A 25858-nucleotide genomic window follows, 5' to 3' on the forward strand; every position below is an offset into this window, starting at 1 on the left:
GGGTTTGCTAGTGGGATCGCGGTGAAATGGACCTGATCGCCGACCATATCAGCCATCGCTTCGGCGCGCTCGACGTGCTCGACGATGTCTCCTTCCAGGTCTCGTCCGGCGAGGTCGTTGCGATCGTCGGGCCGTCCGGCTGCGGCAAGAGCACGCTGCTGTCGATCCTCGGTGGCCTGCTGCGGCCGTCTGCGGGCGCCGCCGAGCTGCGCGGCGCGCCGCCGGCCGGCAGCCTCAATCCATTGACCTTCGTGTTCCAGGACTTTGCCCTGCTGCCGTGGAATACGGTCGAGGAGAATGTCGCGTTTCCGCTGCTGCACGCGGCATTGAGCGCCGGCGAGCGCCGCGCCGTGATCGACGATGCGCTGCGTCGCACGGGCTTGACGGATTTCCGCGCGGCTTATCCGAAGCAGTTGTCCGGCGGCATGCGCCAGCGCGTCGGCATCGCGCGGGCGCTCGCGGTTCGTCCGGCGATTCTGTTGATGGACGAGCCGCTATCGGCGCTGGATTCGCAGACCCGCGAGCTGCTGATGGAGGATTTCGTCGGCCTGCTTGCCGACGGCGCGATGGGCGCGGTCTATGTCACGCATAACCTCGAGGAGGCGGTGCGGCTCGCCGACCGCGTCGTGGTGCTGTCGCGCCGCCCCGGCCGCATCAGGGAGATCGTGACCATCCCGATGACGCGCGCCGAGCGCGGCACGGCGGATGCCCGCGCGCCCATGGCCGTCTTGCAGGGTGAACTGTGGTCGCTGATCCGGAAGGAAGCGATCGATGCCGAGCGCGAGGTCCAGCATGCTTGATCGCGCACCGCAGGAGACGAAGGACCAATCGGTGGAAGCGACGCGGCCGGTTGCGTTTCGCGGCGCCGGTTTTACTTCTGGCGGCAGCCGTCATGCCGGCTGGATCGCACTCGCGCTCGTCATCGCGGTCTGGCAGCTTGCCGGCAGCTCAGGATGGGTCAACCCGCTGTTCCTGCCGGCACCGTCGGCGATCGCGATCGCAATCTATAAGCTCGCGATGTCGGGGGCGCTGTGGCTGCATTTGTCGTGGTCGATCATGCGGATCGGCACCGGCTGGATTATCGGCACGGCAGCGGGCGTCATTGTCGGCTTCGCGATCGGGCTGTCGACCATGGCACGCGGCGTCGGCATCACCTTCATCTCGGCGCTGTTCCCGATTCCGAAGATCGCGCTGCTGCCGTTGCTCATCCTGTGGCTCGGGATCGGCGAGGAGCCGAAGATCGCGACCATTGCGCTCGGGGTGTTCTTCTCGACCGCGATCTCGGTCTATAGCGGCGTCGATGCGGTGCCGCGCAATCTGATCCGGATGGCGCAGAGCTTCAACGTGCCGTTCCACGCCATCGTGCGCCGCGTGATCTGGCCGGGCGCGCTGCCCTCGATCCTCGCCGGCTTCCGCATCACTTCGTCGGTCGCGCTGTTGCTCGTCGTCAGCGCCGAGATGATCGGCGCGCAATACGGCATCGGCGCCTTCGTGCTGCAAGCCGGCAATCTGATGCAGACCGATCAGCTGCTCGCCGGCGTCGTGATCCTATCGCTGTTCGGGCTCGTGGTGGGGAAGCTGATCAACCTGCTCGAGGTGAGGCTGCTGCACTGGCGGTGACGGCCACGCTGCCGGCTACACCCAAGGTGTCGTCCCGGCGAAGGCCGGGACCCATAACCACTGGGCGTGGTTGTTGGGAAAAGCTGGGGCCCAAGCGCGTTCAACCAATCGAGAGTGGTGGTAATGGGTCCCGGCCTTCGCCGGGACGACGTGGGGTGGGTGCTGCGTGCCTTGCGCCGACGGGCGTTATGCGTTGCCGCGATCCTCGCGGAACAAATCAAGCTTCTGCTGCACCGGGCGGTCGGAGAACGAGAACAACACGGAGTCGGCATCGGCCTCGTGGGTGACCCAATGCCAACTCGGCACCACGAACAAGTCGCGCGGTCCCCACTCGAAAGTCTGGTCGCCGACCCGGGTGCGGCCCTTGCCCTCGATCGCGGCGAACACGGTGGCATCGGTTGAGCGATAGCGCGCGGTCTTGAAACCCTTCGGCAGCAGCTGGATGAAGGTGCCGATGGTCGGCATCGCGAAATCGCCGGTCTCGGGGTTAGAGAATTTCAGCTTCAGCCCATGGCAGGCGTCCCACTCGTTACTGACCCTGGCCTTCTCCAGCGCCTCGCGGGTGTATTCATAGGGATAGTTGAAGATCGGCGAGGTCTTCGAGGTCCGCTTCTGGTCGATCGGCAGCAAATTGTGGCCGTAACGCGCGAAGCTGGCGCCTGATGGCTTGGAGATCGACTGCTGATCTTCCTTGGCGCCTTCGGCAAACGAGCAGTCGAAGAACTGCACCATCGGGATGTCGAGCCCGTCGAGCCAGAACATCGGCTCACTGGTTTCGTTGGAATGGTCGTGCCAGGTCATCGACGGCGTGATGACGAAGTCGCCCGGCGCCATCGCAGTGCGTTCGCCGTCGACGGCAGTGAAGGCGCCCTTGCCCTCGAGCACGAAGCGCAGCGCCGACTGGGCATGGCGATGGGCGGGGGCGATGTCGCCCGGCACCACCATCTGCACGCCGGCGAACAGCGAAGTCGTGATCTTGGACTGGCCGCGCAGGCCGGGATTTTCCAGCACCAGCACGCGGCGCTCGGCTTCCTTGGCCGTGATCAGCCTGCCGGCCTCGTTCATGTAATCGCGGATCTGGTTGAACTTCCACAGATGCGGACGGCAGGCGCTCTTCGGCTCCGGCGTGATCAGATCGTTCATCACGTTCCACAGCGCCGAGAGGTTCTGGCCGTCGATCTTCTTGTAGAACGCCTCGCGCTCGGGGGTCTTCTGCACGGCTTCCATGGCAAGCCTCCCATCATTCTTGTCGGTTCAATTGATTGACAGTATACTTACAATATGGCTAGCGTCAATGAAGCAAGCCAATGAGGAAATGCAAGGGAGGTTCCGATGAAGCTGCATGGCTATTTCCGGAGCAGCGCGTCCTACCGGGTCCGGATCGCCCTCAATCTGAAGGGGCTGACGCCAGAGCACCTGCCGCATCATCTGCGCAAGGGCGAGCAATGCGCGCCGGCCTATCTTGCGATCAATCCGCAGGGACTGGTGCCGACGCTGGAGAGCGACGCCGGCGCGATCCTCACCCAGTCGCTCGCCATCATCGAATGGCTCGACGAGACCAATCCCAATCCGCCGCTGCTGCCGAAGGATCCGCTGCGGCGCGCCAAGGTGCGGGCATTCGCGCAGGCGATCGCCTGCGACACCCACCCGGTGCAGAATCTGAAGGTGCTGGCGCGGCTGCGCAAGCTCGGCCTGCCCGAGGAGCAGGTGACGGAATGGGCGGCCTGGGCCAATCGCGAGGGTCTGGCGGCCTGTGAGACCCTGATCGCTGAGGAGGCCGGGCCGTTCTGCTTCGGCGATGCGCCGACGCTGGCCGATCTCTGCCTGGTGCCGCAGCTCGCCAATGCACGGCGGTTCGGCGTCGACGCGTCGGCCTATCCGCGACTGCTCAAGGCCGAGGCCGCGACAAAGCAAGTCAAGGCGTTCGCCGATGCCGCCCCGGACAAGCAGCCCGATGCCGAGTAGCAAGCCAACGCCCGTCACCATGGACGCGGTCTACACCGCGCCCGGCTATCTGTTCCGGCGGATGCAGCAGATCGCGGTTGCGCTGTTCATCGAGGAATGCAAGGCGTTCGACCTGACGCCGGTGCAATACGCCGCGCTGGTCACGATCTCGACCCATCCAGGCATCGACGCCACAAGGCTCTCGGCGGTGATCGCGTTCGACCGCTCCACGCTCGGCAATGTGATCGAGCGGCTGCAAGCCAAGGAATACATCGTGCGCAAGCCGGCGCCCGAGGATAAGCGCGTCAAGCTGCTCTACCTCACCAAGGCCGGTGCCAGCGTGCTCAACGACATCATGCCTTCGGTCGACAAGGCGCAGGCGCGGATGATGCAGCCGCTGAAGCCGGCCGACCGCAAGACGCTTCTCTCGCTCTTGACCCAACTTGTCGACCTGAACAACGAGGCGTCGCGCGTGCCGCTACGCGCCGAGGATGCGCTCGAACATCTCGGGAGGTCGGGCTGATGGTGGAGGGCAAGCCGGTCCTGATCGCAGGTGGCGGCATCGGCGGCCTCGCCGTGGCGCTCGGCCTCGCGCAGAAGGGCATCCGCTCCATCCTGCTGGAGAAGGCCTCCACGCTTGGCGAGATCGGCGCCGGCATCCAGCTTGGGCCGAACGCGTTCCACGCCTTCGACTATCTCGGCATCGGCGAAGCCGCGCGCAACATGGCGGTCTATATCGACCAGCTGCGGCTGATGGATGCGCTGACCGCCGATGAGATTACCCATATCGATCTCGGCGACGCCTTCCGCATGCGGTTCGGCAATTCCTATGCCGTCGTGCATCGCGGCGACCTGCATGGCGTGTTCCTGCGTGCCTGCCAGAACCATGAATTGATTGAGCTGCGCGTGTCCAGCGAGGTGACGGGCTACGAGCAGGATGGTTCGTCGGTGACCGCAACGCTTGCCAATGGCGAGCGCATCACCGGCCGTCTGCTGATCGGCGCCGACGGGTTGTGGTCCAATATCCGCAAGCAGGTGACGGCGGATGGCCCGCCGCGTGTGTCAGGCCACACCACCTATCGCTCCGTCATCCCGACCGAACAGATGCCGGAGGATCTGCGCTGGAACGCGGCCACGCTGTGGGCCGGCCCGAAATGCCACATCGTGCATTATCCGCTGTCGGGCTGGAAGGTGTTCAACCTCGTCGTCACCTATCACAACGATGCGCCGGAGCCGGTCGCGGGCAAGCCGGTCTCCGAGGACGAGGTGATGAGGGGCTTTACCCACGTCCATGAGCGGGCGCAGAACATCATCCGCCACGGCACCAACTGGAAGCTCTGGGTGCTGTGCGACCGCGATCCCACCGAGCGCTGGATCGACGGCCGCGTGGTGCTGCTCGGCGACGCCGCGCATCCGATGCTGCAATATTTCGCGCAAGGCGCCTGCCAGGCGATGGAGGACGCGGTGTGTCTCTCGCACATGCTGGCCAGTCACGACGATCAGGCGGCCGCGCTCGATGCGTATCGCGCGCAGCGCTTCCCGCGCACCGCGCGCGTGCAGCTGATGTCCCGTGCGATCGGCGAGCACGTCTACCATCCCGCCGGCGACCACGCCCGAATCCGCAACGCGATCATGGGCGCGAAGTCGCAAGCCGAGTGGTGCGACGATATCGCGTGGCTGTATGGCGGGACGGGGCTGGGCAGCTAGCTGCTCGCTGCTGACGAACGCGGCGTAGTCGCCGCATTCTCCGTCGTCGTCCCGGACAAGCGAAGCGCGATCCGGGACCCATAACCACCGCTGTTCATGAGGTTAGAAGCTGGGGCCACCGCCGAGTGCAACAACAGGCATTTGTGGTTATGGGTCCCGGCCTTCGTCGGGACGACACTGAGTGTGTGGCGGCAGTGATGCGCAGTCGGGCATCCTATATCCGCATCACCGCCTGCCGGTCGATCTTTCCCGTGCCGGTCTTCGGCAGCTCGTCGATGAACTTAACCTCGCGCGGATACTTGTACGGCATTAGCTTCGTCTTGACATAGTCCTGCAACCGCCGCGTCGCTTCATCGGTGTCGAAGCCGGCCTTGTTCATCACCACCACCGCCCGCAGCGTCATGCGCCGGTCAGGCAGTTCGGCGGCGTAGACAGCGCATTCGCGGATATCGGGGTGATCGGCAAGGCACAGCTCGACCTCCAGCGGATAGACCCACTGGCCGGAGATCTTGATCAGATCGTCGGCGCGGCCGCGGAAGAAGTGGAAGCCGTCGCTGTCGCGGATGAAGCGGTCGCCGGTGTAGATCCAGCCGTCCTCGCGCACGGTCTCGGCGGTCTTGTCCGGCCGGTTCCAGTACAGTGGCGTCGCGGAATCGCCGCGCACCCACAAAATGCCTTCCTCATTGTCGCCGACCTCGCGGCCGTCGCTGTCGCGCAGCATGATCTCGTAGCCGGGCACGCGCAGGCCGGCGGCGCCGAGCTTCTTCTGCTCCGCGCGGTTACTGAGATAGACGTGCAGCACCTCGGTCGAGCCGAGCCCTTCGATGATTTCGAGCCCGGTGAGCCGCTTCCAGCCGTTGAACACATCGGCCGACAGCACCTCGGCGGCCGAGACCGCCATCCGCAGCGAGGAGAAATCTGTCTGCTCGGCGCCTTCGGCCTTGGTCAGGGTGATGTAGAGCGTCGGCAGGCCGAAGAACACGCTCGGGCGATACTGGGCGATCGCCGCGAAGATCGCGGCGGGCTTCGGCTGGCCGGGCAGCAGCAGCGTCGCGGCGCCGACTGAGAAGGGGAATGTGATCGAATTGCCGAAGCCATAGGCGAAGAAGATCTTCGGCACCGAGAAGCAGATGTCGCCGGCCGAAAGCTTCAGCACGTTGCGGGCAAAGGCGAGCTCACTATAGGCCATGTCGTGCTGCAGATGCACGATGCCCTTGGGACGGCCGGTCGAGCCCGACGAATACATCCAGAACGCCATCTCGTTGCGATGGGTGTCGGCCGCGTCGAGCTCGGTCGGAAAGGTATCCAGCCAGTCGCCGGCGTTGCGCGTCTCCGCGACGGCATGCCCGGTGCCAGGACCATTGACCACGACCAGCGTGCGCAGCGGCGTGTCCTTGCAGGCCTCCGCATTGAAGCGCGCGCAGAACTCCGCATCGGTGACGGCGACCTGCGCGCCGGCATCGGACAGATAGAATTGCAGCAGCTCCGGCGTCGTCAGCGTGTTGATCAGCAGCGGCACGAAGCCGGCGCGCACCGCGCCGAAGAACGCCGCCGGATAGGCCGGCGTGTCGTCGAGGAATAGCAGGACGCGGTCGCCACGCTGCAATCCAAGCGACCGGAAGGCATGGCCCCAGCGTGCCGCATCAGTGCAGAGCTCGCGATAGGTTCGCGTGCCGGCCGGGCCGGTCAGCGCAAGGCGTTCGGCATTCCCATTGCCGAGATTGTCGAACAGGATGCGGCTCGCATTGTAGCGCTCGGGGATCGCAAATCCGATCTCGCGCGCACCGCGGTTGTCCAGCGGAACCTGGTCGGCGATCCCGGTCATGAGCGTCCCTTTGCTGCTTCGTAACGGGCCATGAAGGCGGGCGACATCGCGCGCAGCCGCGCATCGTCGATCCGGCCGGAGCGGGTGATGTAGCTGTAGGCGAAATCCATCAGGTCGCGCTTCATGTGCGCGGGGAAATGCTCGTACCAGTCGGCGCTGGTCCGCGCCGCGGTGACGAGCTTCTTCACGATCGGCTTGCGCTCGCTCTCGTAGCGGGCCAGCGCGGCGGCGATGCCGCCCTCAGACTCCAGCGCCTTGGTCAGCGCGATCGCATCCTCGATCGCAAGCCGGGTGCCCGAGCCGATCGAGAAATGCGCCGAATGCAGCGCGTCGCCGATCAGCACCATGTTGCCGTGCGACCAGCGCTCGTTCCAGATCCACGGGAAATTGCGCCACACGGATTTGTTCGAGATCAGTCTGTGGCCGTCCAGCGTCGCAGCGAATACGTCTTCGCAGATCGCCTGCGATTCCTCGATCGTCTTGTCGGCGAACCCGTAAGAAGCCCAGGTCGCCGCGTCGCATTCGACCAGGAAGGTGCTCATGTCCTTCGCATAGCGATAGTGATGGGCGTTGAAGCAGCCTACGTCGGTCGCCACGAAGGTCTGCGACAGCGTCGCGAAGGGCTTGGTGGTGCCGTACCAGGCGAATTTGTTGGTCGAATGCGAGACCGATGCGCCGAATGCGGTCTCGAAATCGCGGCGGACCATCGAGTTCAGCCCGTCGGCGGCGACGATCAGGTCGTAACCCCTGAGCTGGTCGACCGATTGCACCACGGTGTCGAAGCGCGGCGTGACGCCGGTGCTGCGCACGCGCTCTTGCAGGATCGTCAGCAGCGCCAGCCGGCCGATCGAGGAGAACCCGACGCCGTCGATCTCGACGCTCTCGCCGCGCAGATTGAGCGTGATGTTCTTCCAGCTCTCCATCCGCGGCGCGATGGCGTCGACCGTCTCGGGGTCGTCGGCGCGCAGGAACTCCAGTGCCTGCTCGGAGAACACCACGCCGAAGCCCCAGGTGGCGCCAGCGGCGTTCTGCTCGAACAGATCGATCTCGGCGTCAGGATGACGCTTCTTCCAGAGATAGGCGAAATAGAGCCCGCCGGGCCCTCCGCCAATCACGGCGATCCGCAACGTCTGCCTCCCAGATTGACAGTGTACTTACTATTTCGGTCCAGACTAATCGCCCTCTGGCGGGAACGCCAGAGGGAAAATGCGCGCAGTGGCTACCAGCGTGGCGGCGAAAGGCTCAGTAGCAGCGGCGGACCTTGACCCCGCCGACCCATACCCAGCGGCAGCCGGCGACGACGGGCTTGCGGACGACGACCGCGCCGCGCGCGCCGGCGCATCCGGCACGATAGGGGCCGCGTCCGCACACAACGGCGTTGGCATCGGAGGACTCGAACGTCATGGTCGCGGCAAAAGACAGCAGAGCCGCAGCGATCAGCAATAATGAGCGCATCATAATTCCCTCTCCCGGGGTGAGGTTGGTTGGCCTGTTTGTGACAACAAGGTGCTGCGGCTCCGTGCCCGGCTAATCGCCGGGCACCTATCTCTCACCGCCTGCGCGGCTATTTCTTTTCCGCTGCCGCCAGCACTTTCTTGCAGGCGGGCGTCAGCTTGTCGCTCTCCTTGGCGAGGCAGGCGATGATGCGCCCGCCGCCGGGCGTCACGCTCTTGCAGAACTTCTGGTAGTCGCCCATGCAGGCGTCGCGTTGCGCTGTTGTCAGCTCCTGGGCGTAGACGGCGGTTGAGCCGCAAATCAGAACGGCAGTCAGGATAATACGCAGCATCGATCGCTCCCTTTTCCGGTCAGTCGTGTGACAACAGGACTACCGCGCCGCGAACGGCGCCAGCACGTCGCGGCACGCCGGCGAGAGCGAGCCGGCATTGGTTGCCAGGCATTGCACGATCCGCCCGCCGCCCGGCTGAACGCCGCCGCAGATCGAGCGGACGTCGCCGCCGCAGGCCGAACGCAGCACGAAAATCTCTTCGCGCGGCCGCAGCGGCCGCAACACGATCACCGCCGGCGCCGCCGCCGGTGCTGCCGTTGTAGCTGCTGCACCCGCGGCCGGCGCGGCGCCACCGCCACCGGCGGCCGCCACGGCCTTCTCGCAGGCTGGCGAAAGCTTGTCCTTTTTCTTTTCGAGGCACTGCAGTGCCGGTGCCCCGCCGGTCGGCACGCCCGCGCAGACCTTGGGATAATCGGAGCGGCACGCGCTGCGGATCGCGGAGATCTGCGCGCTGCTCGGCTTTCCTGCCGCGGCCTTCGGTGCCGCCGTTTCCGCGGGCTTGGCCGCCGTCGCGGCGGGCGCCGCGTCGGTCTTGGCTGCTGCGGGAGCGGCGCTTGGAGCTTCCACGGCCTTCACGGCGCTGGCGCAGCCAGGGCCGAGGCTTGCCATGTTTTTCTGCAGGCATTGCAGTGACGCTTCGCCGCCGGGAGGCACGCTGGAGCAGTGTGCGATGTAATCGTTGCGGCATTGCGACTTGATGACGTCGCGCTGCGCCTGGGTCGGCGCCTGCGACAAGGCTGGTGCGGTGCTCATCAGTGCCGCAAGCACAAGCCATGCGGAAAGCTTCGTTGCACGTGTCAACGCGTTGATCATCTGAATAAATCCTCTCGTCGCGCCGGAAGCCTCCGGCTCAACTGAACTGAGTCTGAAATAGTTTTGCTCTAACAACCTTCGCGAGCGACATCATTTTCGCTTTCGAGTTCCGCTGCAAGCAGATTGTTGCTATGGAATACGTCGGCTGAATTTTTTGCTCGCTTCTATATCTTTGAATTAAGACATTTGAATTGAGGCTCGGAAATGAGGCATGCGCGCGCGTCGGCACATTTCGGTCAGAGTGATTTTGTGCGGCTGCGAAATGTGCCGCTTGTGCGCATCGCCTTCGTCGTAGCAGCCCTGGTCAGTTTAAGTGCCTGCGAGCAAAACAGTTTTGTTGCGCCGCCGCCGCCCAAGGTCGAAGTCGCGCCGCCGGTGCAACGCGCCATCACGCGCTACCTAGACGCCACCGGAAATACCGCGCCGATCAAGACCGTCGATCTGGTCGCGCGCGTGCAGGGCTTCCTGCAGGCGATCAACTACCAGGACGGCACTTTCGTGAAGGAGGGGACCACCCTGTTCACGATCGAGCCGGAGACCTACAAGCTGAAGCTGGAGCAGGCACAGGCTGCGGAGGTCGGCGCACAGGCAACGGTGAAGCAGGCCGAGTCCGATTACAAGCGGCAGCAGGATCTGGTGCAGCGCCAGGCGGTCTCGCAGGCGACGCTGGAAAACTCGACCTCGACGCGGGACAACGCCCAGGCCAACCTGCAGCAGGCCCAGGTCAACACCAAGATCGCCGCGGTCAATTACGGCTACACCAACGTGGCCGCGCCGTTCGACGGCATCGTCAGCAACCATCTGGTCTCGGTCGGCGAACTGGTCGGCGTGGCCTCGCCCACCCAGCTCGCCACCATCGTGCAGCTCGACCCGATCTACGTGAATTTCAACGTCAGTGAGCAGGACGTGCAACGGGTCCGCGACGAGGCGCGTCGCCTTGGGATGACGGTCAACGACATCAGGCAATTGCCGGTCGAGGTCGGCCTGCAGACCGAGACCGGCTATCCGCACAAAGGCAAGCTCGATTACGTCGCGCCGACCGTCAATCAGTCGACCGGAACGCTTCCCGTCCGTGGCTTGATCCCCAATCCGGATCGCGTGCTGCTGCCGGGGTTCTATGTCCGCGTTCGCGTGCCTTTCACCAAGCAGGAGAACGCGCTGCTGGTGCCCGACGTTGCGATCGGCAGCGACCAGGCCGGCCGTTACGTGCTGGTCGTCAATGCCGACAATGTGGTCGAGCAGCGCAAGGTGACGACCGGTCCGCTCGACCAGGGGCTGCGGGTCGTCGAGAGCGGGCTGAAGGCCGATGACCGTGTCGTGACCGCCGGATTATTGCGCGCGATCCCGGGGCAGAAGGTCGATCCGCAGATGCAGAAGGGCGACGCGACGCCGGCACCGGCCAAGTGAGGGGCGCGCCATGATCTCGAAATTCTTCATCGAGCGCCCGGTCCTTTCCAACGTCATCGCGATCCTGATGATCCTGATCGGCGGCGTCGCGCTGTTCAATCTTGCGGTTGCGCAATATCCCGACGTGGTGCCGCCGACAGTCCAGGTGACGACGCGCTATCCCGGCGCGTCGGCAAAAACCGTGATCGACACGGTCGCGCTGCCGATCGAGCAGCAGGTCAACGGCGTCGAGGACATGCTCTACATGCAGTCCTACAGCGGCGCCGACGGCACCTATACGCTGACGGTGACCTTCAAGATCGGCACCGACCTCAACTTCGCGCAGGTGCTGGTGCAGAACCGCGTCTCCTCGGCACTGTCGCAACTGCCGACCTCGGTGCAGAACCAGGGCGTCACGGTGCAGAAGAAGTCGACCTCGATCCTGCTGTTCGTGACCCTGACCTCGCCGAACAAGACCTATGACAGCCTGTTCCTGTCGAACTATGCCACCATCAACATCCGCGACGAGCTGTCGCGGCTGCCGGGTGTCGGCAATGTCACCGTGTTCGGCGCCGGGCAGTATTCGATGCGGGTGTGGCTCGATCCGAACAAGCTGCAGGCGCGCGGGCTGATGCCGCAGGACGTCATCCAGGCGATCCAGCAGCAGAGCCAGCAGGTCACCGCGGGCCAGGTCGGCGCGCCGCCCGCGCCGCAGGGGCAGGCGTTCCAGTACACGCTGAACGTCAACGGCCGGCTCGACGATGCGAGCCAGTTCGAGGACATCATCGTCAAGACGGGCAATGTCGGCGACGTCACCCGCGTCCGCGATCTCGGCTCGGTCGAGCTCGGCGCGCAGACCTACAGCCAGGTGTTCTCGCTCAACCAGAAGCCGGCCACCGGCATCGGCGTGTTCCTGTCGCCGGGCGCCAACGCGCTGCAGGTTGAGAAGGAAGTGCAGAAGAAGGTGGCGCAGCTCGCCAAACAGTTCCCGCAGGACATCAAATACGACACCCCGTTCGACACCACCAAATTCGTCCAGGCCTCGATCGACGAGGTGTACCGGACGCTGATCGAGGCCGGCCTGCTGGTGCTGGTCGTGATCCTGGTGTTCCTGCAGGATTGGCGGGCGATGCTGGTGCCCGCCACCACGGTGCCGGTCACCATCATCGGCGCGTTCGCGGCGATGGCCGCGCTCGGCTTCACCATCAATCTGTCGACGCTGTTTGCGATCGTGCTGGCGATCGGCATCGTGGTCGACGACGCCATCGTGGTAGTCGAAGGCGCCGCGCACAATATCGAGCGCGGCATGTCCGGGCACGATGCCGCGATCAAGGCGATGGACGAATTGTTCGCGCCGATCGTCGGCATCACGCTGGTGCTGATCTCGGTGTTCCTGCCGGCGGCCTTCCTGCCGGGGCTGACCGGCCGGATGTACGCGCAATTCGCCCTGGTGATCGCGGCGACTGCGCTGCTCAGCGCGGTCAATGCGGCGACCCTGAAGCCGACGCAATGCGCGCTATGGCTGCGCCCGCCGGCGCCGCCGGAGCAGCGCAATTTCTTCTACCGCGGCTTCAACGCGGTCTATGACCGGGTGGAGCGCGGCTACACCCGGATGATCGGCGGCATCGCCGGCCACGCCAAGACGTCGGTTCTGGTCGCGCTGATCCTGATCGGAATTGCCGGCTACGGGCTGTCGCGGGTGCCGACCGGGTTCATTCCGATCGAGGACCAGGGCTACCTGCTGGCCGCGGTGCAACTGCCCGACGGCGCCGCGATCGACCGCACCCAGCGGGTGCTCGATCAGGTCACCGAGATCGCCCGCAAGACACCTGGTGTCGAGCAGGTGGTCGCCATCGCCGGCATCTCCGCGCTCGACAACTCGTCGAGCCTGGCCAATGCCGGCGTCGCCTATGTGATCCTGAAGGATTGGGGCTCGCGCGGCCCCGGCGAGGATCTGCGCTCGCTGGTCTACGGGCTCAACGACAAGCTTGCGGTGATCCCGGAGGCGCGGATCCTGGTGATCCCGCCGCCGCCGATCCAGGGCATCGGCAATGCCGCCGGCTTTGCCATGCAGGTGCAGCTCCGTGACGGCAACGCCGATTACGGCAAGCTGCAGGCGGTGACCGGCGCCGTCGTCGGCAACGCGCAGACCCAAAGCGCGCTGCAGCGGGTGCAGTCGTCGTTCCGCTCGATGGTGCCGCAGTTCGACGTCCAGGTCGACCGCGTCAAGACCGAGACGCTGCACGTCACCACCGACCAGATATTCTCGACACTGTCGACCTATCTCGGCGCGAGCTACGTCAACCAGTTCACCAAGTTCGGCCGCACCTTCCAGGTCTACACCCAGGCCGATGCGCAATACCGCCTGACGCTGCGCGACATCGAGAACATGATGGTGCGCAACAGCAATGGCGACATGATCCCGCTCGGCACTGTGGCGAAGATCACCCCGTCGGTCGGGCCGTCGCTGATCAGTCTCTATAACCTCTATCCGTCCGCGACCATCATCGGCCTGCCATCGCAGGGCTACAGCTCCGGCCAGTCGATGACGCTGATGGAGGAGATCGCCGCCAAGACGCTGCCGCCGGGGACCGGCTATGAATGGACGGCGATGTCGTACCAGGAGAAGGAGGTCGGCAGCCAGATCTACTATGTATTCGCGCTGGCGCTGCTGCTGGTCTATCTCGTGCTCGCCGGACAATATGAGAGCTGGTACGCGCCGATCTCGGTGATCCTGGCGGTGCCGCTGTCGCTGCTCGGGCCCATGCTGGTGCTGACGTCGCTCCGGATCGAGAACAATCTTTACACCCAGATCGGCACCATCCTCTTGATCGCGCTGTCGGCCAAGAACGCGATCCTGATCGTCGAGGTCGCGCTCGAGCATCACATCCGCGACGGCAAGCCGGTGCTGGAATCGGCGATCGATGCGGCGCGCGCCCGGTTCCGGCCGATCCTGATGACGTCGTTCGCCTTCATCCTCGGCGTGCTGCCGCTGGTGCTGGCGACCGGCGCCGGCGCCAACGCCCGCAAGTCGATCGGCATCACCGTGTTCTCCGGCATGATCGCCTCGACCTGCCTCGCGGTGCTGTTCGTGCCGGCGTTCTTCGTCGTGGTGCAGAATTTCGAGAACTGGCGCAAGGCGAAGGGCAAGACGCCCGCGCCGCAAGCCGCTCCGCAGGCGTCGGGCACGGTGCATTAGGGCCCGTGCACCCAATCCATCCCCGTCACCCTGAGGAGGCCGCGGAGCGGCCGTCTCGAAGGGTCGACGGCCACCCAGCCGGGGCCGTGCATCCTTCGAGACGCGCTACGCGCTCCTCAGGATGACGGGATTGATAGCGCTTCCCGCTACACCTTCACCATGCGCTTGCCGCGGTTCTCCCCGGCCAGGAGCCCGATCAGCGCCTGCGGCGTGTTCTCGATGCCGTCGATGACGTCCTCCTGGACCTTGAGCTTGCCCGAGGAGACCCAGGATTGCAGGTCGGCGAGCGCGGCGTCGCGCTGGTCCATGTAGTCCATCACGATGAAGCCCTGCATGACCAGCCGCTTCACCACGATCAGGCCGGGCACGCCGCGCGGCCCGTGCGCGGAGGGCACGCCGTCATACTGCGAGATCGCGCCGCAACAGGCGATGCGGCCGCGGTTGTTCATCTGCGCCAGGCAGGCCTCCAGGATGTCGCCGCCGACATTGTCGAAATAGACGTCGATGCCCTTAGGCGCCGCCGCACGCAGCGCCTTGTAGGTGGCGCCGTCCTTGTAATCGACCGCGGCGTCGAAGCCGAGCTCCGAGGTCAGCCAGTGGCACTTGTCCTTGCCGCCGGCAATGCCGACCACGCGGCAGCCCTTGATCTTGGCGATCTGGCCGACGATCGAGCCGACCGAGCCGGCGGCTGCCGACACCACCACGGTCTCGCCCTCCTTGGGCTTGCCGACATGGAGCAGGCCGAAATAGGCGGTCAGGCCGGCAATGCCGTAGACGCTGAGAAGATGCGTCATCGGCTCGAGCTTCGGCATTTTGGCCAGGTGCTTGGCGGGCACGGCGGCATAGTCCTGCCAGCCGGTGTCGCCGAACACGATATCGCCCGGCTTCAGGTCGGGGTCATTCGATGACACCACTTCGGCGATGCCGCCGCCGGCCATCACGGTGTTGGCTTCCACCGCAGCGCGGTAGGTGGCGCCGTGCATCCAGGCGCGGTTGGCGGCGTCGAGCGAGATGTAGCGCGTCCGCACCAGCGCCTCGCCGTCCTTCGGCGCGGGGACCGTGCCCTTGGTCAGGCGAAAATGCTCGGGGCCAAGCTTGCCGGTCGGCTTTTCAACAAGCAGGATCTGGCGGTTGACGGTGTCGTTCATTGGCGGTGTCTCCCCTCTTGGCTTTCCTTGGCGTTGGTCGTTTCGCATGCAGTTTGACTGCGGCGCGCGCAGCTCATTGCACAGATTGTGCGCTGCATGAACGCTAGTCTCCGCGCTGGCATTCCACAACGGGAACAGATCGGCAAAGTCCCGCACGGCGCGAAGCGTGTTGCGTAGCTGCGTAAATCTGCCACACTTGCCCTTCGCCGGGAACTTACGGGGGTAAGAGAATGTCGAACAGGTTTACGCAGTACATCCTGATTGCGATGGTCCTTGGCATCGCAATGGGGACGATCGTCTTCAACTATTTTCCTGACAGCCGTGCCGAGATTGCAGCCGACGTCAACCTGATCGCGATGCTGTTCCTGCGCCTGATCAAGATGATCATCGCGCCCCTCGTATTCGCAACCCTCGTCGGCGGCATCGCCCATATGGGAAGCGGCGCCAAGCTCGGGCGCATCTTCGCCAAGACCATGGGCTGGTTCGTCTCCGCCTCCTTTATCTCGTTGCTGCTCGGCCTCGTGATGGTCAATTTGTTGCAGCCCGGCGCCAATTTCCCCGGCACGCTGCCCGACAAGGCGCAGTCGACCGGCCTGCCGGTCTCGGCCTTCTCGATCGAGAAATTCCTGACCCATCTGATCCCGACCTCGATCGCGGATGCGATGGCGCAGAACGAGATCCTGCAAATCGTGGTGTTCGCGGTGTTCTTCGCGGTCGCGCTCGGCGCCATGCCTGAGCGCGCCAAGCCGATCATGAGCCTGATCGACGACCTCGCCCACATCATGCTCAAGGTCACGGGCTACGTGATGCTGTTCGCGCCGATCGCGGTGTGGGCCGCCATCATGGCGACCGTCTCGAAGAACGGCCTCGGCGTGCTCTGGAAGCTGATCGTCTTCATGGGCGGCTTCTATCTGTCGCTGCTGCTCCTGTGGGGCATCCTGGTCGCGGTAGGCTTCGTGGTGATCGGGCCGCGATATAGCCATCTGCTACGGCTGATCCGCGAGCCGCTGATGATCGCATTCTCGACCGCCTCCTCGGAGGCGGCCTACCCGAAGACGCTGGAGGGGCTGAACAAGTTCGGCGCCTCCTCGCGAATCTCGGCCTTCGTGCTGCCGCTCGGTTATTCCTTCAATCTCGACGGCACGATGATGTACTGCACCTTCGCGAGCATCTTCATCGCGCAGACCTACCACATCGAGATGTCGCTCGGCACGCAGCTCGCGATGCTGGCCACCTTGATGATCACCTCGAAGGGCGTCGCCGGCGTGCCGCGCGCGTCGCTGGTGGTGATCGCCTCGACGCTGTCGCAGTTCGGCATCCCGGAGGCCGGTCTGCTGATGATCATGGGCATCGACACCTTCCTCGACATGGGCCGCAGCGCCACCAACGTGATCGGCAACTCGCTGGCCACCGCCGTGGTCGCGAAGTGGGAGGGCGAGCTGAAGCCCGAGCACGAGCTCGGGCCCGACGACGCGGTGCCGCAGGATGCGGTGCCCGGCGCCGTGATGGCCGGTCATTGACGGGAGGCATGCATGCATCGCGCCCGCTGGAGGCCGATACGGGCTGAGGCGCCTCTGCTGTCGACGTGCCTGTTGTCGGCATGTCTGCTGGCGGCAGGCCTGCTCGCCGGACCGGTGTCCGCACAGCCGGCGGGCGAGGGGCTCAGCCCCACGCTCGCCAACATCAAGGCCACGCACGCGGTGCGGGTCGGCTATCGTGAAAGCTCGCCGCCGTTCTCTTTCCTCGATCACTCCAACCGGCCGATCGGCTACAGCCTCGAGCTGTGCGATGCGATCGTCGACGAGATCGCGGCCGAGGTCGACGACGCCAACCTCAAGATCGACTATGTCAAGGTCACCTCCGACGACCGCATTCCCGCGGTCGTCGACAAGAAGATCGATCTGGAATGCGGCTCGACCACGGCGAATGCCGAGCGCGGCAAGCAGGTCGCGTTCTCGCCGCTGATGTTCGTGGCCGGCACCAAGCTGATGGTGCCGAAGGCCTCCGGCGTCAACCAGGTCGGCGACCTCAAGGGCAAGACGGTGGTGGTGACCAAGGGCACCACCAACGAGCAGGCAATGCACAATGTCGACGCCAAGCAACAGCTCGGCCTCAACATCGTGACCGCGCCCGACCACGAGCAGTCCTACCAGATGCTGGTGGACGGCAAGGCGGACGCCTTCGCGACCGACGACATTCTGCTCTACGGCCTGATCGCGCGGCACAAGTCGCAGGACAAATTCCGCGTCACCGGCGACTATCTGTCCTACGATCCCTACGGCATCATGTACCGCAAGGGTGAGCCCCAGATGAAGGACGTGGTCGAGCGCGCCTTCCGCAAGCTCGCCTCGAACCGCGACATCGTCCCGCTCTACAACAAGTGGTTCGTCGCCCGCCTGCCGACCGGCGAGAAGCTCAACGTCGCGCTGTCACCGCAGCTCGAGGATGCCTTCAAGGCGCTCGACGATTCGGCGGGCGGAGCCAACTAGCCTCGAAATCCGGCCTCTCTCCTTGCGGGAGAGGCCGGATTGCGTTGCAGACGCAATCCGGTGAGGGGGCTTGCGCAACGCGCGCGGCTTCCGAAGCGGTCCCGAACTGTGCCGACAAAACGGGACTTCGTTCATCGCCAATAGCGATACGACAAATCCAGGCACTGCCGGACCCAGAACCCGTTCACATGGATCAACTGACATGGGCTCGGCGGCGGCTCCTTGATGATCGGATAGCCGTGGATGTCGATATTCGTCGGTGCGGTGACGCCGCGCCAGAATACGGCGTTGGCGGGCGGTGGATTGAAGGCAGCGGCGAACGCCGCGACTGCGAGGAAGCTCAAAAGGAGTTTGCGCATAATCTGTATCCGGATCGATTAATGCGCATCAGCGTACTCCCTTGAGCAGGATGAGCAAGCCGCTGAATCGGTCAAAGTGACGGAGTGAATCTTGCCGCAAGCTGCACCGCCGCGCGCGAATAGCCGCCGTGGACTGCGATGCAGGCGAGGGCAACGATGCCGACTGCAGCCAGAACAACCATGACCTGGAAGATCGCGCGTCCAAGGATCGCTCCCATCAAAACTCCATTGATCCGGCGGGGATCTTGCTTCGAGTTTCCGCGCCGCGATCTCTGGAGCATCATCGGCAGGCGAGATTCCACTGTTGAAGTTTGCGAACTCGTCACTTCACCAGCTAGAGCGTTTTCGAGCGAAGTGGATACCGGTTCGCGTGAAGAAAACGCGTCAGAACAAGTGTCTAGAGCCCCGTTCCGATTCAATCGGAACGGGATAGGCTCTAGTGTCGCTCCGCGACAAGCCGATCGACCTGCTGCTTGAGCTCTGCTTCCATCTCGGAAACGATGTCGTGCGGCAGGCGAGCGCCAAAGGGATCGACAAGCGAACCGGTCGTCTCTCGCTCTATCGCCTGATGTCGCATGTCATTGGCACCCGGTACCGGGTCTTCGCCCCGTCGTCGAGAGAACAGATAGCTCGGCGCGCCAGCCGCCGCGTCGGCTTTGTAGGGTTCAGAAAAATCCTGATCGGAGCGTACAGCGTTCTTCATCAGCTTTGCCTCCTGGCACGACTTCCTTTCCCCAGGCCCGAACCATCCGGCTCGTCTCTCATCAATGACGCGCCAGCCTCGAATGTTGTTCCGCTCGGAACTTGCAAACGTCCGCCGGAACCTGCCGGTTATCGAGTCTGGAACCAGAACTTTAAGCGTCCCCGATCATTGAACACTGGGGTTGACCGTTTGGAGGTTGCCATGGGCTACGCGAGGTCAATTCACCAAACCGCAATTGTGGTTGAAGACGACACGATCCAGCGCGACATGATTGCGCTGTTGTTGAAGGAAGGGCATTTCGACGTCATCCAATGCGAAGACGGCGAGACGGCTGCGCTTGCCATCAAGATGCGTCACCCGTCGCTGCTGGTCACCGACGTCAAGCTCACGGGCAGAATGAACGGCATCGAACTCGCACAATGGGCCCTGGATTGCGACCCGGGCGTGCGCGTGCTCGTGATCTCGGGCCTGGCGCCGCCCAGCGATCTGCCAGACGGCGTCAAATTCTTTGCAAAGCCGGTTTTTCCATCCACTCTGCTGCGCGAGCTAGCGTTGTAGTCCCCAGCCGATTGAGACTTGGCCTATGCAAGACGATCCCGAAATCGATTGGCACCGCGAGCAGATCACGAAGAATCGTGAACTGCTCGCCGAGTTGCAATCCGGAAATACGGCAGGCGCTGACGTGTTTCCGGAGACGCAAGCCGAGATCGACCGCCTCACCGCACAGGTCGAGCAATCGGAACTGATCGTCGCCGCCTTTGAGAAAGAACACCCGCGAGAATGATCGGGGCTGAAGGCAAGTACGTCGTTTACGCGAACACGGCGTCCAGCGCTGCCGAATACGCCGCCTCGACCAACGCCGGATGCCGCCGGCCTAGCGCTTCCATCTTCACGCCGGAATTCACCTCAAGCACCTGCCACGTGCCATCGACGTGCACGACGTCGATGGAGGCGAAGCGGATGCCGACCGCTTGCGCGGCCTTGGTCGCGAGCGCGACGCAGGCCTCGCGTGTCGCGGCATCGGTGAGCAGCGCGGGCTCGGCGCCGGCATCGAGATTGTGCCGCCAGTTGAGCAGAAGCCGTTCGCCGGCGGGCGGAACGGCATCGAGTGCGGCGGCATCGAAATCCTCGGAGAGGGCCTTCAGTTGTTCGGCCGTCGCGGTCGCCTCTGCCAGCGCGCGCAGCGAGCGAACGCCATCGCCAATCACCGACGGCCGTGTCTTGCCGTAGACGATCGGCGCGCGATCATCGAGCAGCACGACGCGCACCTCGTCCTTGATCTCGACGAAAGGCGAGATCGCAAGGCTCGGGTGCGCGGCGAGGATGCGTGCGACCGCGGTCTCCAGTTGCGCTCGCGTCGTGACGCGGAAGACCAGCTCGCCGGATGTCCCCTCGTTGGGTTTGACGACGAGGCCGTGCGGATGCTGCGCGAGCAGAAGCAACATCGCATCCAGCGAGTCCGATCCGGGGATGTGCTTGCTGAGCTTGCTGCCGAGAAACAGCCTGTGCGGAACGGCTGATATGTCCGCCGATGCCAGCACTTCGGCGCAGGCCGATTTGTCGTTGGCGACCTGATGTGCGACCGCGCTGTTCAGCCCGATGTCGTAGCCTATCGCAAGCCGCCGCGCGTCGCCTTTGGTCATGATGACCAGCCAGCCGCCGGATCGCACCTCGACGGCAATCGAGCGTGCCAAACAATATTTTTTGATGGTTTCCAGGAAGATTCGCTGGCTGATCAGGACCACGAGATCATTTTCCCTTCACCGCGGCTTTCGTAGCAATTAATTGCCAGATCAGCGGCGATCTCAGCAAGTAAATTACCTGCAGCGCCGCGTGTTAACGATGTCGCGGTTGAACCTCTGCGCGAAATCGAACGACTGCCATTCTGAGATCGCAATTGCACGCCAGTTGATCTTGACTATCTCATGCATTGGCGCAATGGACACGCGAGATCTTCAATGATTTCGGCCACTTCAGCGCCGTCGCGAGCAGTCTAGAAATCAAACCATTCTAAATCTGATCAGTCGAGAAAACGAAAACCCATGAGCGCGTTCTATCGAGAGAAAGTTCTTTCTGTTCAGCACTGGACCGATACGCTTTTCAGCTTCCGGGCGACCCGCGATTCCGGTTTCCGCTTCCAGAATGGCCAGTTTGCCATGATCGGCCTCGAGGTCGAGGGCCGGCCGCTGCTGCGCGCCTATTCGATGGCGAGCGCCAACCACGAGGAAGAGCTCGAGTTCTTCTCGATCAAGGTGCAGGATGGCCCGCTCACCTCCAAGCTGCAGAAGATCCGCGAGGGTGACACCATCCTGGTCGGTCGCAAGGCCACCGGCACGCTGATCACCGACAATCTGATTCCCGGCAAGCGGCTGATGCTGCTGTCGACCGGCACCGGCCTTGCGCCGTTCGCGAGCCTGATCAAGGACCCCGAGGTCTACGATCGCTACGACCAGATCCTGCTGGTGCATGGCTGCCGCCAAGTCTCCGAGCTCGCCTATGGCGAGGAGTTGGTGGCCAAGCTGCGCGACGACGAGCTGTTCGGGCCGCTGCTGTCCGAGAAGCTCTCCTACTATCCGACCGTGACGCGCGAGCCGTTCCGCAACCGCGGCCGCATCACCGACCTGATCACCTCGAACCAGCTGTTCACCGACCTGCATCAGGGTCCGCTCGATATCGAGACCGACCGCATCATGATGTGCGGCAGCCCGGCGATGCTGGACGAGCTGAAGCAGCTGTTCGAGACCCGCGGCTTCAAGGAAGGCAGCGGCAACACCCCCGGTCACTTCGTGATCGAGAAGGCGTTCGTCGAGCGCTGAGCGACGGTTTTTACCGTCATTCCGGGGCGATGCGCAGCATCGAGCCCGGAATCCATAACCACCACAGTTCATTTGACGAAGGCTGGGGCCCCATCGGGCTCCAGCCTTCTCCATTTGTGGTTATGGATTCCGGGCCCATCGCTTTCGCGATGTCCCGGAATGACGACTGGGATGATGGCCTCACCGATCTCCCCGCTGCTATAACGCCCCCAACGCCGCGCAGCCGTTTCCCGAACGCGGCGCCCCCAGGGAGCCGCACCTTGTCCATCACCGATCCGGATGCCCCGAAGACCGCCTTTGTGTTCGCCGGCGGCGGCAGCTTTGGCGCGGTCCAGGTCGGCATGCTGCAGGCGCTGGCCGCGCATGGCGTCGCCGCCGACATGGTGGTCGGCTCCAGCGTCGGCGCCTTGAACGGCGCGTTCTATGCCGGCGACCCGACGGTCTCGGGCGTGGCGCGGCTGGCCGAGATCTGGCGCGGCCTGAACCGGCAGGACGTGTTTCCGGTGAGCTGGCGGACGCTGGTGGGCTTCCTGTGGCGGCGGGACTTCCTGATCCCGCATGATGGGGTCCGCAGGCTGATCGAGGATTACATCCCGTTCCGCAATCTCGAGGACGCGCGGCTTCCGATCCACATCGTCACGACCGACATCATCAGCGGCGACAGCGTGGTGCTGTCGGAAGGCTCCGCGGCCGAGGCGATCGTTGCGTCGACCGCGATCCCCGGTGCGTTTACGCCGGTGCACTACCGCAATCGCTACCTCGCCGACGGCGCGATCTCCAGCAACACGCCGGTCCGCGTCGCCGTGAAGCATGGGGCAAAGCGCCTGATCGTGCTGCCGACCGGGCATGCCTGCGCCAACCAGGCGCCGCCGGTCGGCGCGCTCGCCAATGCGCTGCATGCGCTGACGCTGCTGATCGCGCGGCAGCTCGTCAACGAGCTCGAGAATATCGGCCCCGACGTCGAGTATTTCGTGGTGCCGCCGCTGTGCCCGCTGGTCGGCTCGCCCTATGATTTCTCCCGGACGTCAGATCACATCGCTCGCGCCCTCGACACCACCAATGCATGGCTCGCCAGCGACGGCCTGAAGGCGGGGCACATCCCCCACGAATTGCAGCCGCACGACCATTGATGCCGGACGGGGCTCTTCCCTGTGAGGCTACATCCTCGTCCACAACTGTCATCGCCCGGCCTGTGCGCAATTGCGCACAGGGGCCGGGCGATCCAGTACGCCGCGGCTCCTCGAATCAAGCACGGACGTCTCTGGAATACTGGATCACCCGCATGCACGGGTGATGACACCACGAGGGGCGTCCGCACGATTTCGGAATAATGGAAGAATGCCGGTGAGTTGCCCGACGTGTCAAGTTGCCCAGTCGAACGCCGGCAGCCGCCGGCTACTGTGCATGGGGTTGTTTTCGATATTTTGACAGGGCGCGCCTCGCTCCGCTGCGTTGCACTGCAAAAGGCGATTTCGTTTCAATTTGCCTGGCAGCCGTACCCGCCCATCCGGGCGGTTGTCACATCTGTGACTGCTCGGCCGTATAACCGTAGTGCACTTGTTCCGCGAGTTGGATTAGGCTCACCGCCGACAGGGTATTCAAGGCAGACCGGAGAGATTTGATGGATACGATGCTGCTTCCGTTCTCGCCGCGCTTCATCGTGCTGACGATCTGCGCCGTCGTCACCGCACTGCTGCTGCTGGTCGGGATTTTCGACCACAAGGTCTTCAAGATCGTTGTGATCCCGCTGGCGATCTTCGGCGCGCTGACATTGCTCGGCATCCGCGACCTGACGCAGAAGAACCATGCGGTGCTGCGCAACTACCCGATTTCGGCGCATATGCGCTTCCTGCTCGAGGAAATCCGCCCGGAAATGCGGCAGTATTTCTTCGAGAGCGAGAAGGACGGCATGCCGTTCTCCCGCGACACCCGCGCGTTGGTCTATCAGCGCGCCAAGATGGTGCTCGACAAGCGGCCGTTCGGCACCCAGGAGGACGTCTACCGCGAGGGCTACGAGTGGATGCATCATTCGGTGGCGCCGAAGCCGCGCGCCGAGGAGAAATTCCGCATCACGATCGGCGGTCCCGACTGCACCAGGCCGTATTCGGCCTCGGTCTTCAACATCTCGGCGATGAGCTTCGGCGCGCTCAGCCCGAACGCGGTGCGGGCGCTCAATGCGGGCGCCAAGAAGGGCGGCTTCGCCCACGACACCGGCGAGGGCGGCGTCAGCCCCTATCACCGCGAGATGGGCGGCGACATCATCTGGGAGATCGGCTCCGGCTATTTCGGCTGCCGCAACCGTGACGGCACCTTCAATCCGGAGCTGTTCGCAAGCGTCGCGGGCGACGACCAGATCAAGATGGTCGAGCTCAAGATCAGCCAGGGCGCCAAGCCCGGCCATGGCGGCGTGCTGCCGGCCGCGAAGGTCTCCGAGGAGATTTCCAAGATCCGGGGCGTGCCGATGGGCGAGGACTGCATCTCGCCGGCCTATCACAGGGCGTTCTCGACGCCGCTGCAGATGATGGAATTCGTGGCGCAGATGCGCAAGCTGTCCGGCGGCAAGCCGGCCGGCTTCAAGATGTGCATCGGCCATCCCTGGGAGTTCCTGGCGATCTGCAAGGCGATGAAGGAGAGCGGGCTCTATCCCGACTTCATCGTGGTCGACGGCAATGAAGGCGGCACCGGCGCTGCGCCGCTCGAGTTCATGGATCATCTGGGCATGCCGATGCGCGAGGGCGTCAATTTCGTCCACAACGCGCTGATCGGCATCGGCGCGCGCGATCGCATCAAGATCGGCGCCGCCGGCAAGATCGCGACCGCCTTCGACATGGCGCGCGCGATGGCGATCGGCGCCGACTGGTGCAATTCGGCGCGCGGCTTCATGTTCGCGCTCGGCTGCATCCAGTCCCTGAGCTGCCACACCGATCGCTGCCCGACCGGCGTCACCTCGCAGGACCCGATCCGCAACCGCGCGCTGTACGTGCCCGGCAAGATCGACCGCGTCTACAACTACCACCACGCGACCCTGCACGCGCTGACCGAGCTGCTCGCGGCCGCCGGCCTCGAGCACACCCAGGACCTGCGCCCGATCCACTTCTCGCAGCGGAGCTCGACCACCGACGTCCGCACCTTCGCGCAGCTCTATCCGACGCTGCGCCCGGGCGAACTGCTCGAAGGCACCCAGGATCCCCGCTTCCGCGAAGCCTGGGCAATGGCGCGCGCGGATTCGTTTCAGCCGGCGGGGTAGGGGCGCCCAGCTACGCCGGCGCGCCGAACCATTTGGTCAGCGCCTCGGCGAGGCCTGACTGACTCCCGTCTCCGACCCACGCCACATAGCCGTCGGGTCGGACCAGCACTGCGCCGGGCGCCGGAACCGTTCCGAGCGCGGGAAGCTCCCACATGCCGGCATAATCGGCATCGACCAGCCGAACCCGATCTCTCCATCCCGCGATGTCGATGCTGCCGGGCTCGTCAAAATTGAGCAGCACCGGCCGCGCACCGTGCAGCAACGCGAAGACCCGCAGCGGGCCGTTGGTCGTCACCAGATCGAGATCGGGCATGCGGCGTCCGAGCAGCGGATGGCCGTCGCCGAGATCGTAATGCAGGTCGAGGCCCGACATCATCGCGGCGAATTTTCGGCGCGGCTCGTCCATGCGCAGCAATTCGGAAACGACCTCGTGCAGCGCCTTGCTGCGTGCATCGGTTCGGCTGAGCGCAACATGCGCCATGGTGTTGCGCAGCACGCGCGCCGCCACCTTATGCCGTTCGGTCTGATAGGTGTCGAGCAGGCTGTCCGGCGATGTCTGCTTGACCACCTGGGCGAGCTTCCAACCCAGGTTCACCGCGTCCTGCACGCCGACATTGAGGCCCTGTCCGCCCATCGGCGGATGCACATGGGCGGCATCGCCGGCTAGCAGCACGCGCTGTTTGCGGTAGGTCACGGCCTGCCGGGTCATGTCGGTGAAGCGTGATATCCAGACCGGACTGTGGATGCCGAAATCGGTGCCGTAGACGGCGACGAGCCGCTCGCTGACGTCGCGCAGGGTCGGCTCCCTGTCGGTGC

26 protein-coding genes are annotated in these 25858 nt (G+C 64.4%); 14 read left to right on the plus strand and 12 right to left on the minus strand.

Annotated features, from left to right (window positions below; translation table 11 throughout):
* Positions 1-26: 26 nt before the first annotated feature.
* Positions 27-800: an ABC transporter ATP-binding protein gene (locus BraRD5C2_RS24455; protein ID WP_223972267.1), complete on the plus strand. Its 774-nt coding sequence runs from the start codon at positions 27-29 to the stop codon at positions 798-800.
* Complete coding sequence (locus BraRD5C2_RS24460; protein ID WP_223972268.1) at positions 793-1620, plus strand: ABC transporter permease; 828 nt, start codon at positions 793-795, stop codon at positions 1618-1620. Before BraRD5C2_RS24455 ends, BraRD5C2_RS24460 begins: the two co-directional genes overlap by 8 nt.
* Positions 1621-1806: 186 nt before the next feature.
* On the opposite strand, the gene gtdA is transcribed toward BraRD5C2_RS24460, so the two are convergent.
* Positions 1807-2847: a gentisate 1,2-dioxygenase gene (gtdA, locus tag BraRD5C2_RS24465; protein WP_223972269.1), complete on the minus strand. Its 1041-nt coding sequence runs from the start codon at positions 2845-2847 to the stop codon at positions 1807-1809.
* Positions 2848-2952: 105 nt separating this feature from the next.
* Between gtdA and maiA the strand changes: the two genes are divergently transcribed.
* The 3 genes from maiA to BraRD5C2_RS24480 are packed head-to-tail and all read left to right on the plus strand — an operon-like array spanning position 2953 to position 5271.
* Positions 2953-3585: a maleylacetoacetate isomerase gene (gene maiA, locus BraRD5C2_RS24470; RefSeq protein ID WP_223972270.1), complete on the plus strand. Its 633-nt coding sequence runs from the start codon at positions 2953-2955 to the stop codon at positions 3583-3585.
* Positions 3575-4087: a MarR family winged helix-turn-helix transcriptional regulator gene (locus BraRD5C2_RS24475; protein WP_223972271.1), complete on the plus strand. Its 513-nt coding sequence runs from the start codon at positions 3575-3577 to the stop codon at positions 4085-4087. Before maiA ends, BraRD5C2_RS24475 begins: the two co-directional genes overlap by 11 nt.
* Entirely contained in the window at positions 4087-5271 is a 1185-nt protein-coding gene (locus BraRD5C2_RS24480; protein WP_223972283.1) for a 3-hydroxybenzoate 6-monooxygenase, read from the plus strand. Before BraRD5C2_RS24475 ends, BraRD5C2_RS24480 begins: the two co-directional genes overlap by 1 nt.
* 214 nt (positions 5272-5485) lie before the next feature.
* On the opposite strand, the gene BraRD5C2_RS24485 is transcribed toward BraRD5C2_RS24480, so the two are convergent.
* The 5 genes from BraRD5C2_RS24485 to BraRD5C2_RS24505 all read right to left on the minus strand — a co-directional run bounded on the left by BraRD5C2_RS24485 (position 5486) and on the right by BraRD5C2_RS24505 (position 9695).
* Positions 5486-7096: a benzoate-CoA ligase family protein gene (locus BraRD5C2_RS24485; protein ID WP_223972285.1), complete on the minus strand. Its 1611-nt coding sequence runs from the start codon at positions 7094-7096 to the stop codon at positions 5486-5488.
* Complete coding sequence (locus BraRD5C2_RS24490) at positions 7093-8223, minus strand: FAD-dependent monooxygenase (protein WP_223972287.1); 1131 nt, start codon at positions 8221-8223, stop codon at positions 7093-7095. Before BraRD5C2_RS24490 ends, BraRD5C2_RS24485 begins: the two co-directional genes overlap by 4 nt.
* Positions 8224-8338: 115 nt before the next feature.
* Entirely contained in the window at positions 8339-8551 is a 213-nt protein-coding gene (locus BraRD5C2_RS24495; protein WP_106328038.1) for a hypothetical protein, read from the minus strand.
* A 109-nt stretch (positions 8552-8660) separates the two neighbouring features.
* Positions 8661-8882, minus strand: coding sequence for a cysteine rich repeat-containing protein (locus tag BraRD5C2_RS24500; RefSeq protein ID WP_223972289.1), 222 nt, complete (start codon positions 8880-8882; stop codon positions 8661-8663).
* Between the two features lie 39 nt (positions 8883-8921).
* The gene (locus tag BraRD5C2_RS24505; RefSeq protein WP_223972291.1) at positions 8922-9695 is read right to left on the minus strand and encodes a cysteine rich repeat-containing protein; all 774 of its coding nucleotides are present in this window, start codon (positions 9693-9695) and stop codon (positions 8922-8924) included.
* A gap of 249 nt (positions 9696-9944) precedes the next feature.
* Here BraRD5C2_RS24505 and BraRD5C2_RS24510 point away from each other — a divergent pair, with 249 nt between their 5' ends.
* Both BraRD5C2_RS24510 and BraRD5C2_RS24515 read left to right on the plus strand, forming a co-directional pair.
* Positions 9945-11102, plus strand: a complete 1158-nt coding sequence (locus BraRD5C2_RS24510) for an efflux RND transporter periplasmic adaptor subunit (protein ID WP_223972293.1) — start codon at positions 9945-9947, stop codon at positions 11100-11102.
* A gap of 10 nt (positions 11103-11112) precedes the next feature.
* Positions 11113-14280, plus strand: a complete 3168-nt coding sequence (locus tag BraRD5C2_RS24515; RefSeq protein ID WP_223972295.1) for an efflux RND transporter permease subunit — start codon at positions 11113-11115, stop codon at positions 14278-14280.
* 146 nt (positions 14281-14426) lie between these two features.
* Here BraRD5C2_RS24515 and BraRD5C2_RS24520 read toward each other — a convergent pair whose 3' ends face one another.
* On the minus strand, positions 14427-15428 hold the full coding sequence (locus BraRD5C2_RS24520) for an NADP-dependent oxidoreductase (RefSeq protein WP_223972298.1): 1002 nt from the start codon (positions 15426-15428) through the stop codon (positions 14427-14429).
* A gap of 230 nt (positions 15429-15658) precedes the next feature.
* Here BraRD5C2_RS24520 and BraRD5C2_RS24525 point away from each other — a divergent pair, with 230 nt between their 5' ends.
* Both BraRD5C2_RS24525 and BraRD5C2_RS24530 read left to right on the plus strand, forming a co-directional pair.
* Positions 15659-16948: a dicarboxylate/amino acid:cation symporter gene (locus BraRD5C2_RS24525; protein WP_223972300.1), complete on the plus strand. Its 1290-nt coding sequence runs from the start codon at positions 15659-15661 to the stop codon at positions 16946-16948.
* Positions 16949-16960: 12 nt separating this feature from the next.
* Positions 16961-17917 carry an amino acid ABC transporter substrate-binding protein gene (locus BraRD5C2_RS24530; protein ID WP_223972302.1) on the plus strand — a complete coding sequence of 319 codons (957 nt, stop codon included), beginning with the start codon at positions 16961-16963 and terminating at the stop codon, positions 17915-17917.
* 131 nt (positions 17918-18048) lie between these two features.
* Here BraRD5C2_RS24530 and BraRD5C2_RS24535 read toward each other — a convergent pair whose 3' ends face one another.
* The 3 genes from BraRD5C2_RS24535 to BraRD5C2_RS24545 form a co-directional block, all read right to left on the minus strand.
* Positions 18049-18276, minus strand: a complete 228-nt coding sequence (locus tag BraRD5C2_RS24535) for a hypothetical protein (protein WP_223972304.1) — start codon at positions 18274-18276, stop codon at positions 18049-18051.
* A gap of 71 nt (positions 18277-18347) precedes the next feature.
* Positions 18348-18494 carry a hypothetical protein gene (locus tag BraRD5C2_RS24540; RefSeq protein ID WP_223972307.1) on the minus strand — a complete coding sequence of 49 codons (147 nt, stop codon included), beginning with the start codon at positions 18492-18494 and terminating at the stop codon, positions 18348-18350.
* A 218-nt stretch (positions 18495-18712) separates the two neighbouring features.
* Positions 18713-18979, minus strand: coding sequence for a hypothetical protein (locus BraRD5C2_RS24545; RefSeq protein WP_223972309.1), 267 nt, complete (start codon positions 18977-18979; stop codon positions 18713-18715).
* A 201-nt stretch (positions 18980-19180) separates the two neighbouring features.
* On the opposite strand from BraRD5C2_RS24545, the gene BraRD5C2_RS24550 reads away from it, so the two are divergent.
* Both BraRD5C2_RS24550 and BraRD5C2_RS24555 read left to right on the plus strand, forming a co-directional pair.
* The gene (locus tag BraRD5C2_RS24550) at positions 19181-19537 is read left to right on the plus strand and encodes a response regulator (RefSeq protein ID WP_223972311.1); all 357 of its coding nucleotides are present in this window, start codon (positions 19181-19183) and stop codon (positions 19535-19537) included.
* 25 nt (positions 19538-19562) lie between these two features.
* The gene (locus tag BraRD5C2_RS24555; RefSeq protein ID WP_223972313.1) at positions 19563-19763 is read left to right on the plus strand and encodes a hypothetical protein; all 201 of its coding nucleotides are present in this window, start codon (positions 19563-19565) and stop codon (positions 19761-19763) included.
* Positions 19764-19788: 25 nt separating this feature from the next.
* Here the strand turns inward: BraRD5C2_RS24555 and BraRD5C2_RS24560 are convergent, their stop codons facing one another.
* Entirely contained in the window at positions 19789-20724 is a 936-nt protein-coding gene (locus BraRD5C2_RS24560) for an ATP-grasp domain-containing protein (RefSeq protein WP_223972315.1), read from the minus strand.
* A 297-nt stretch (positions 20725-21021) separates the two neighbouring features.
* Between BraRD5C2_RS24560 and BraRD5C2_RS24565 the strand changes: the two genes are divergently transcribed.
* The 3 genes from BraRD5C2_RS24565 (at position 21022) to BraRD5C2_RS24575 (ending at position 25042) form a co-directional block, all read left to right on the plus strand.
* Positions 21022-21795: a ferredoxin--NADP reductase gene (locus BraRD5C2_RS24565; RefSeq protein WP_097670994.1), complete on the plus strand. Its 774-nt coding sequence runs from the start codon at positions 21022-21024 to the stop codon at positions 21793-21795.
* Positions 21796-22055: 260 nt separating this feature from the next.
* A complete protein-coding gene (locus BraRD5C2_RS24570; protein ID WP_223972317.1) occupies positions 22056-22925 on the plus strand; it encodes a patatin-like phospholipase family protein in 870 nt (289 codons plus the stop codon).
* Between the two features lie 491 nt (positions 22926-23416).
* Positions 23417-25042: an FMN-binding glutamate synthase family protein gene (locus BraRD5C2_RS24575; RefSeq protein ID WP_223972326.1), complete on the plus strand. Its 1626-nt coding sequence runs from the start codon at positions 23417-23419 to the stop codon at positions 25040-25042.
* 10 nt (positions 25043-25052) lie between these two features.
* Here the strand turns inward: BraRD5C2_RS24575 and BraRD5C2_RS24580 are convergent.
* Positions 25053-25858 (minus strand): FAD-dependent monooxygenase (locus BraRD5C2_RS24580; RefSeq protein WP_223972328.1); only part of this gene is annotated, 806 nt, incomplete at its 5' end.

The organism is Bradyrhizobium sp. RD5-C2, from assembly GCF_019972155.1.
Classification (GTDB): Bacteria; Pseudomonadota; Alphaproteobacteria; order Rhizobiales; family Xanthobacteraceae; genus Bradyrhizobium.

Coding starts and splice junctions, on each gene's coding strand:
- BraRD5C2_RS24550 (WP_223972311.1), top strand. CDS start 19,181: ATGGGCTACGCGAGGTCAATTCACCAAACCGCAATTGTGGTTGAAGAC.
- maiA (WP_223972270.1), top strand. CDS start 2,953: ATGAAGCTGCATGGCTATTTCCGGAGCAGCGCGTCCTACCGGGTCCGG.
- BraRD5C2_RS24505 (WP_223972291.1), bottom strand. CDS start 9,695: ATGATCAACGCGTTGACACGTGCAACGAAGCTTTCCGCATGGCTTGTG.
- BraRD5C2_RS24555 (WP_223972313.1), top strand. CDS start 19,563: ATGCAAGACGATCCCGAAATCGATTGGCACCGCGAGCAGATCACGAAG.
- BraRD5C2_RS24475 (WP_223972271.1), top strand. CDS start 3,575: ATGCCGAGTAGCAAGCCAACGCCCGTCACCATGGACGCGGTCTACACC.
- BraRD5C2_RS24455 (WP_223972267.1), top strand. CDS start 27: ATGGACCTGATCGCCGACCATATCAGCCATCGCTTCGGCGCGCTCGAC.
- BraRD5C2_RS24485 (WP_223972285.1), bottom strand. CDS start 7,096: ATGACCGGGATCGCCGACCAGGTTCCGCTGGACAACCGCGGTGCGCGC.
- BraRD5C2_RS24500 (WP_223972289.1), bottom strand. CDS start 8,882: ATGCTGCGTATTATCCTGACTGCCGTTCTGATTTGCGGCTCAACCGCC.
- BraRD5C2_RS24495 (WP_106328038.1), bottom strand. CDS start 8,551: ATGCGCTCATTATTGCTGATCGCTGCGGCTCTGCTGTCTTTTGCCGCG.
- BraRD5C2_RS24540 (WP_223972307.1), bottom strand. CDS start 18,494: ATGGGAGCGATCCTTGGACGCGCGATCTTCCAGGTCATGGTTGTTCTG.
- BraRD5C2_RS24530 (WP_223972302.1), top strand. CDS start 16,961: ATGCATCGCGCCCGCTGGAGGCCGATACGGGCTGAGGCGCCTCTGCTG.
- BraRD5C2_RS24525 (WP_223972300.1), top strand. CDS start 15,659: ATGTCGAACAGGTTTACGCAGTACATCCTGATTGCGATGGTCCTTGGC.
- BraRD5C2_RS24460 (WP_223972268.1), top strand. CDS start 793: ATGCTTGATCGCGCACCGCAGGAGACGAAGGACCAATCGGTGGAAGCG.
- BraRD5C2_RS24575 (WP_223972326.1), top strand. CDS start 23,417: ATGGATACGATGCTGCTTCCGTTCTCGCCGCGCTTCATCGTGCTGACG.
- BraRD5C2_RS24565 (WP_097670994.1), top strand. CDS start 21,022: ATGAGCGCGTTCTATCGAGAGAAAGTTCTTTCTGTTCAGCACTGGACC.
- BraRD5C2_RS24520 (WP_223972298.1), bottom strand. CDS start 15,428: ATGAACGACACCGTCAACCGCCAGATCCTGCTTGTTGAAAAGCCGACC.
- BraRD5C2_RS24535 (WP_223972304.1), bottom strand. CDS start 18,276: ATGCGCAAACTCCTTTTGAGCTTCCTCGCAGTCGCGGCGTTCGCCGCT.
- BraRD5C2_RS24480 (WP_223972283.1), top strand. CDS start 4,087: ATGGTGGAGGGCAAGCCGGTCCTGATCGCAGGTGGCGGCATCGGCGGC.
- BraRD5C2_RS24545 (WP_223972309.1), bottom strand. CDS start 18,979: ATGAAGAACGCTGTACGCTCCGATCAGGATTTTTCTGAACCCTACAAA.
- gtdA (WP_223972269.1), bottom strand. CDS start 2,847: ATGGAAGCCGTGCAGAAGACCCCCGAGCGCGAGGCGTTCTACAAGAAG.
- BraRD5C2_RS24515 (WP_223972295.1), top strand. CDS start 11,113: ATGATCTCGAAATTCTTCATCGAGCGCCCGGTCCTTTCCAACGTCATC.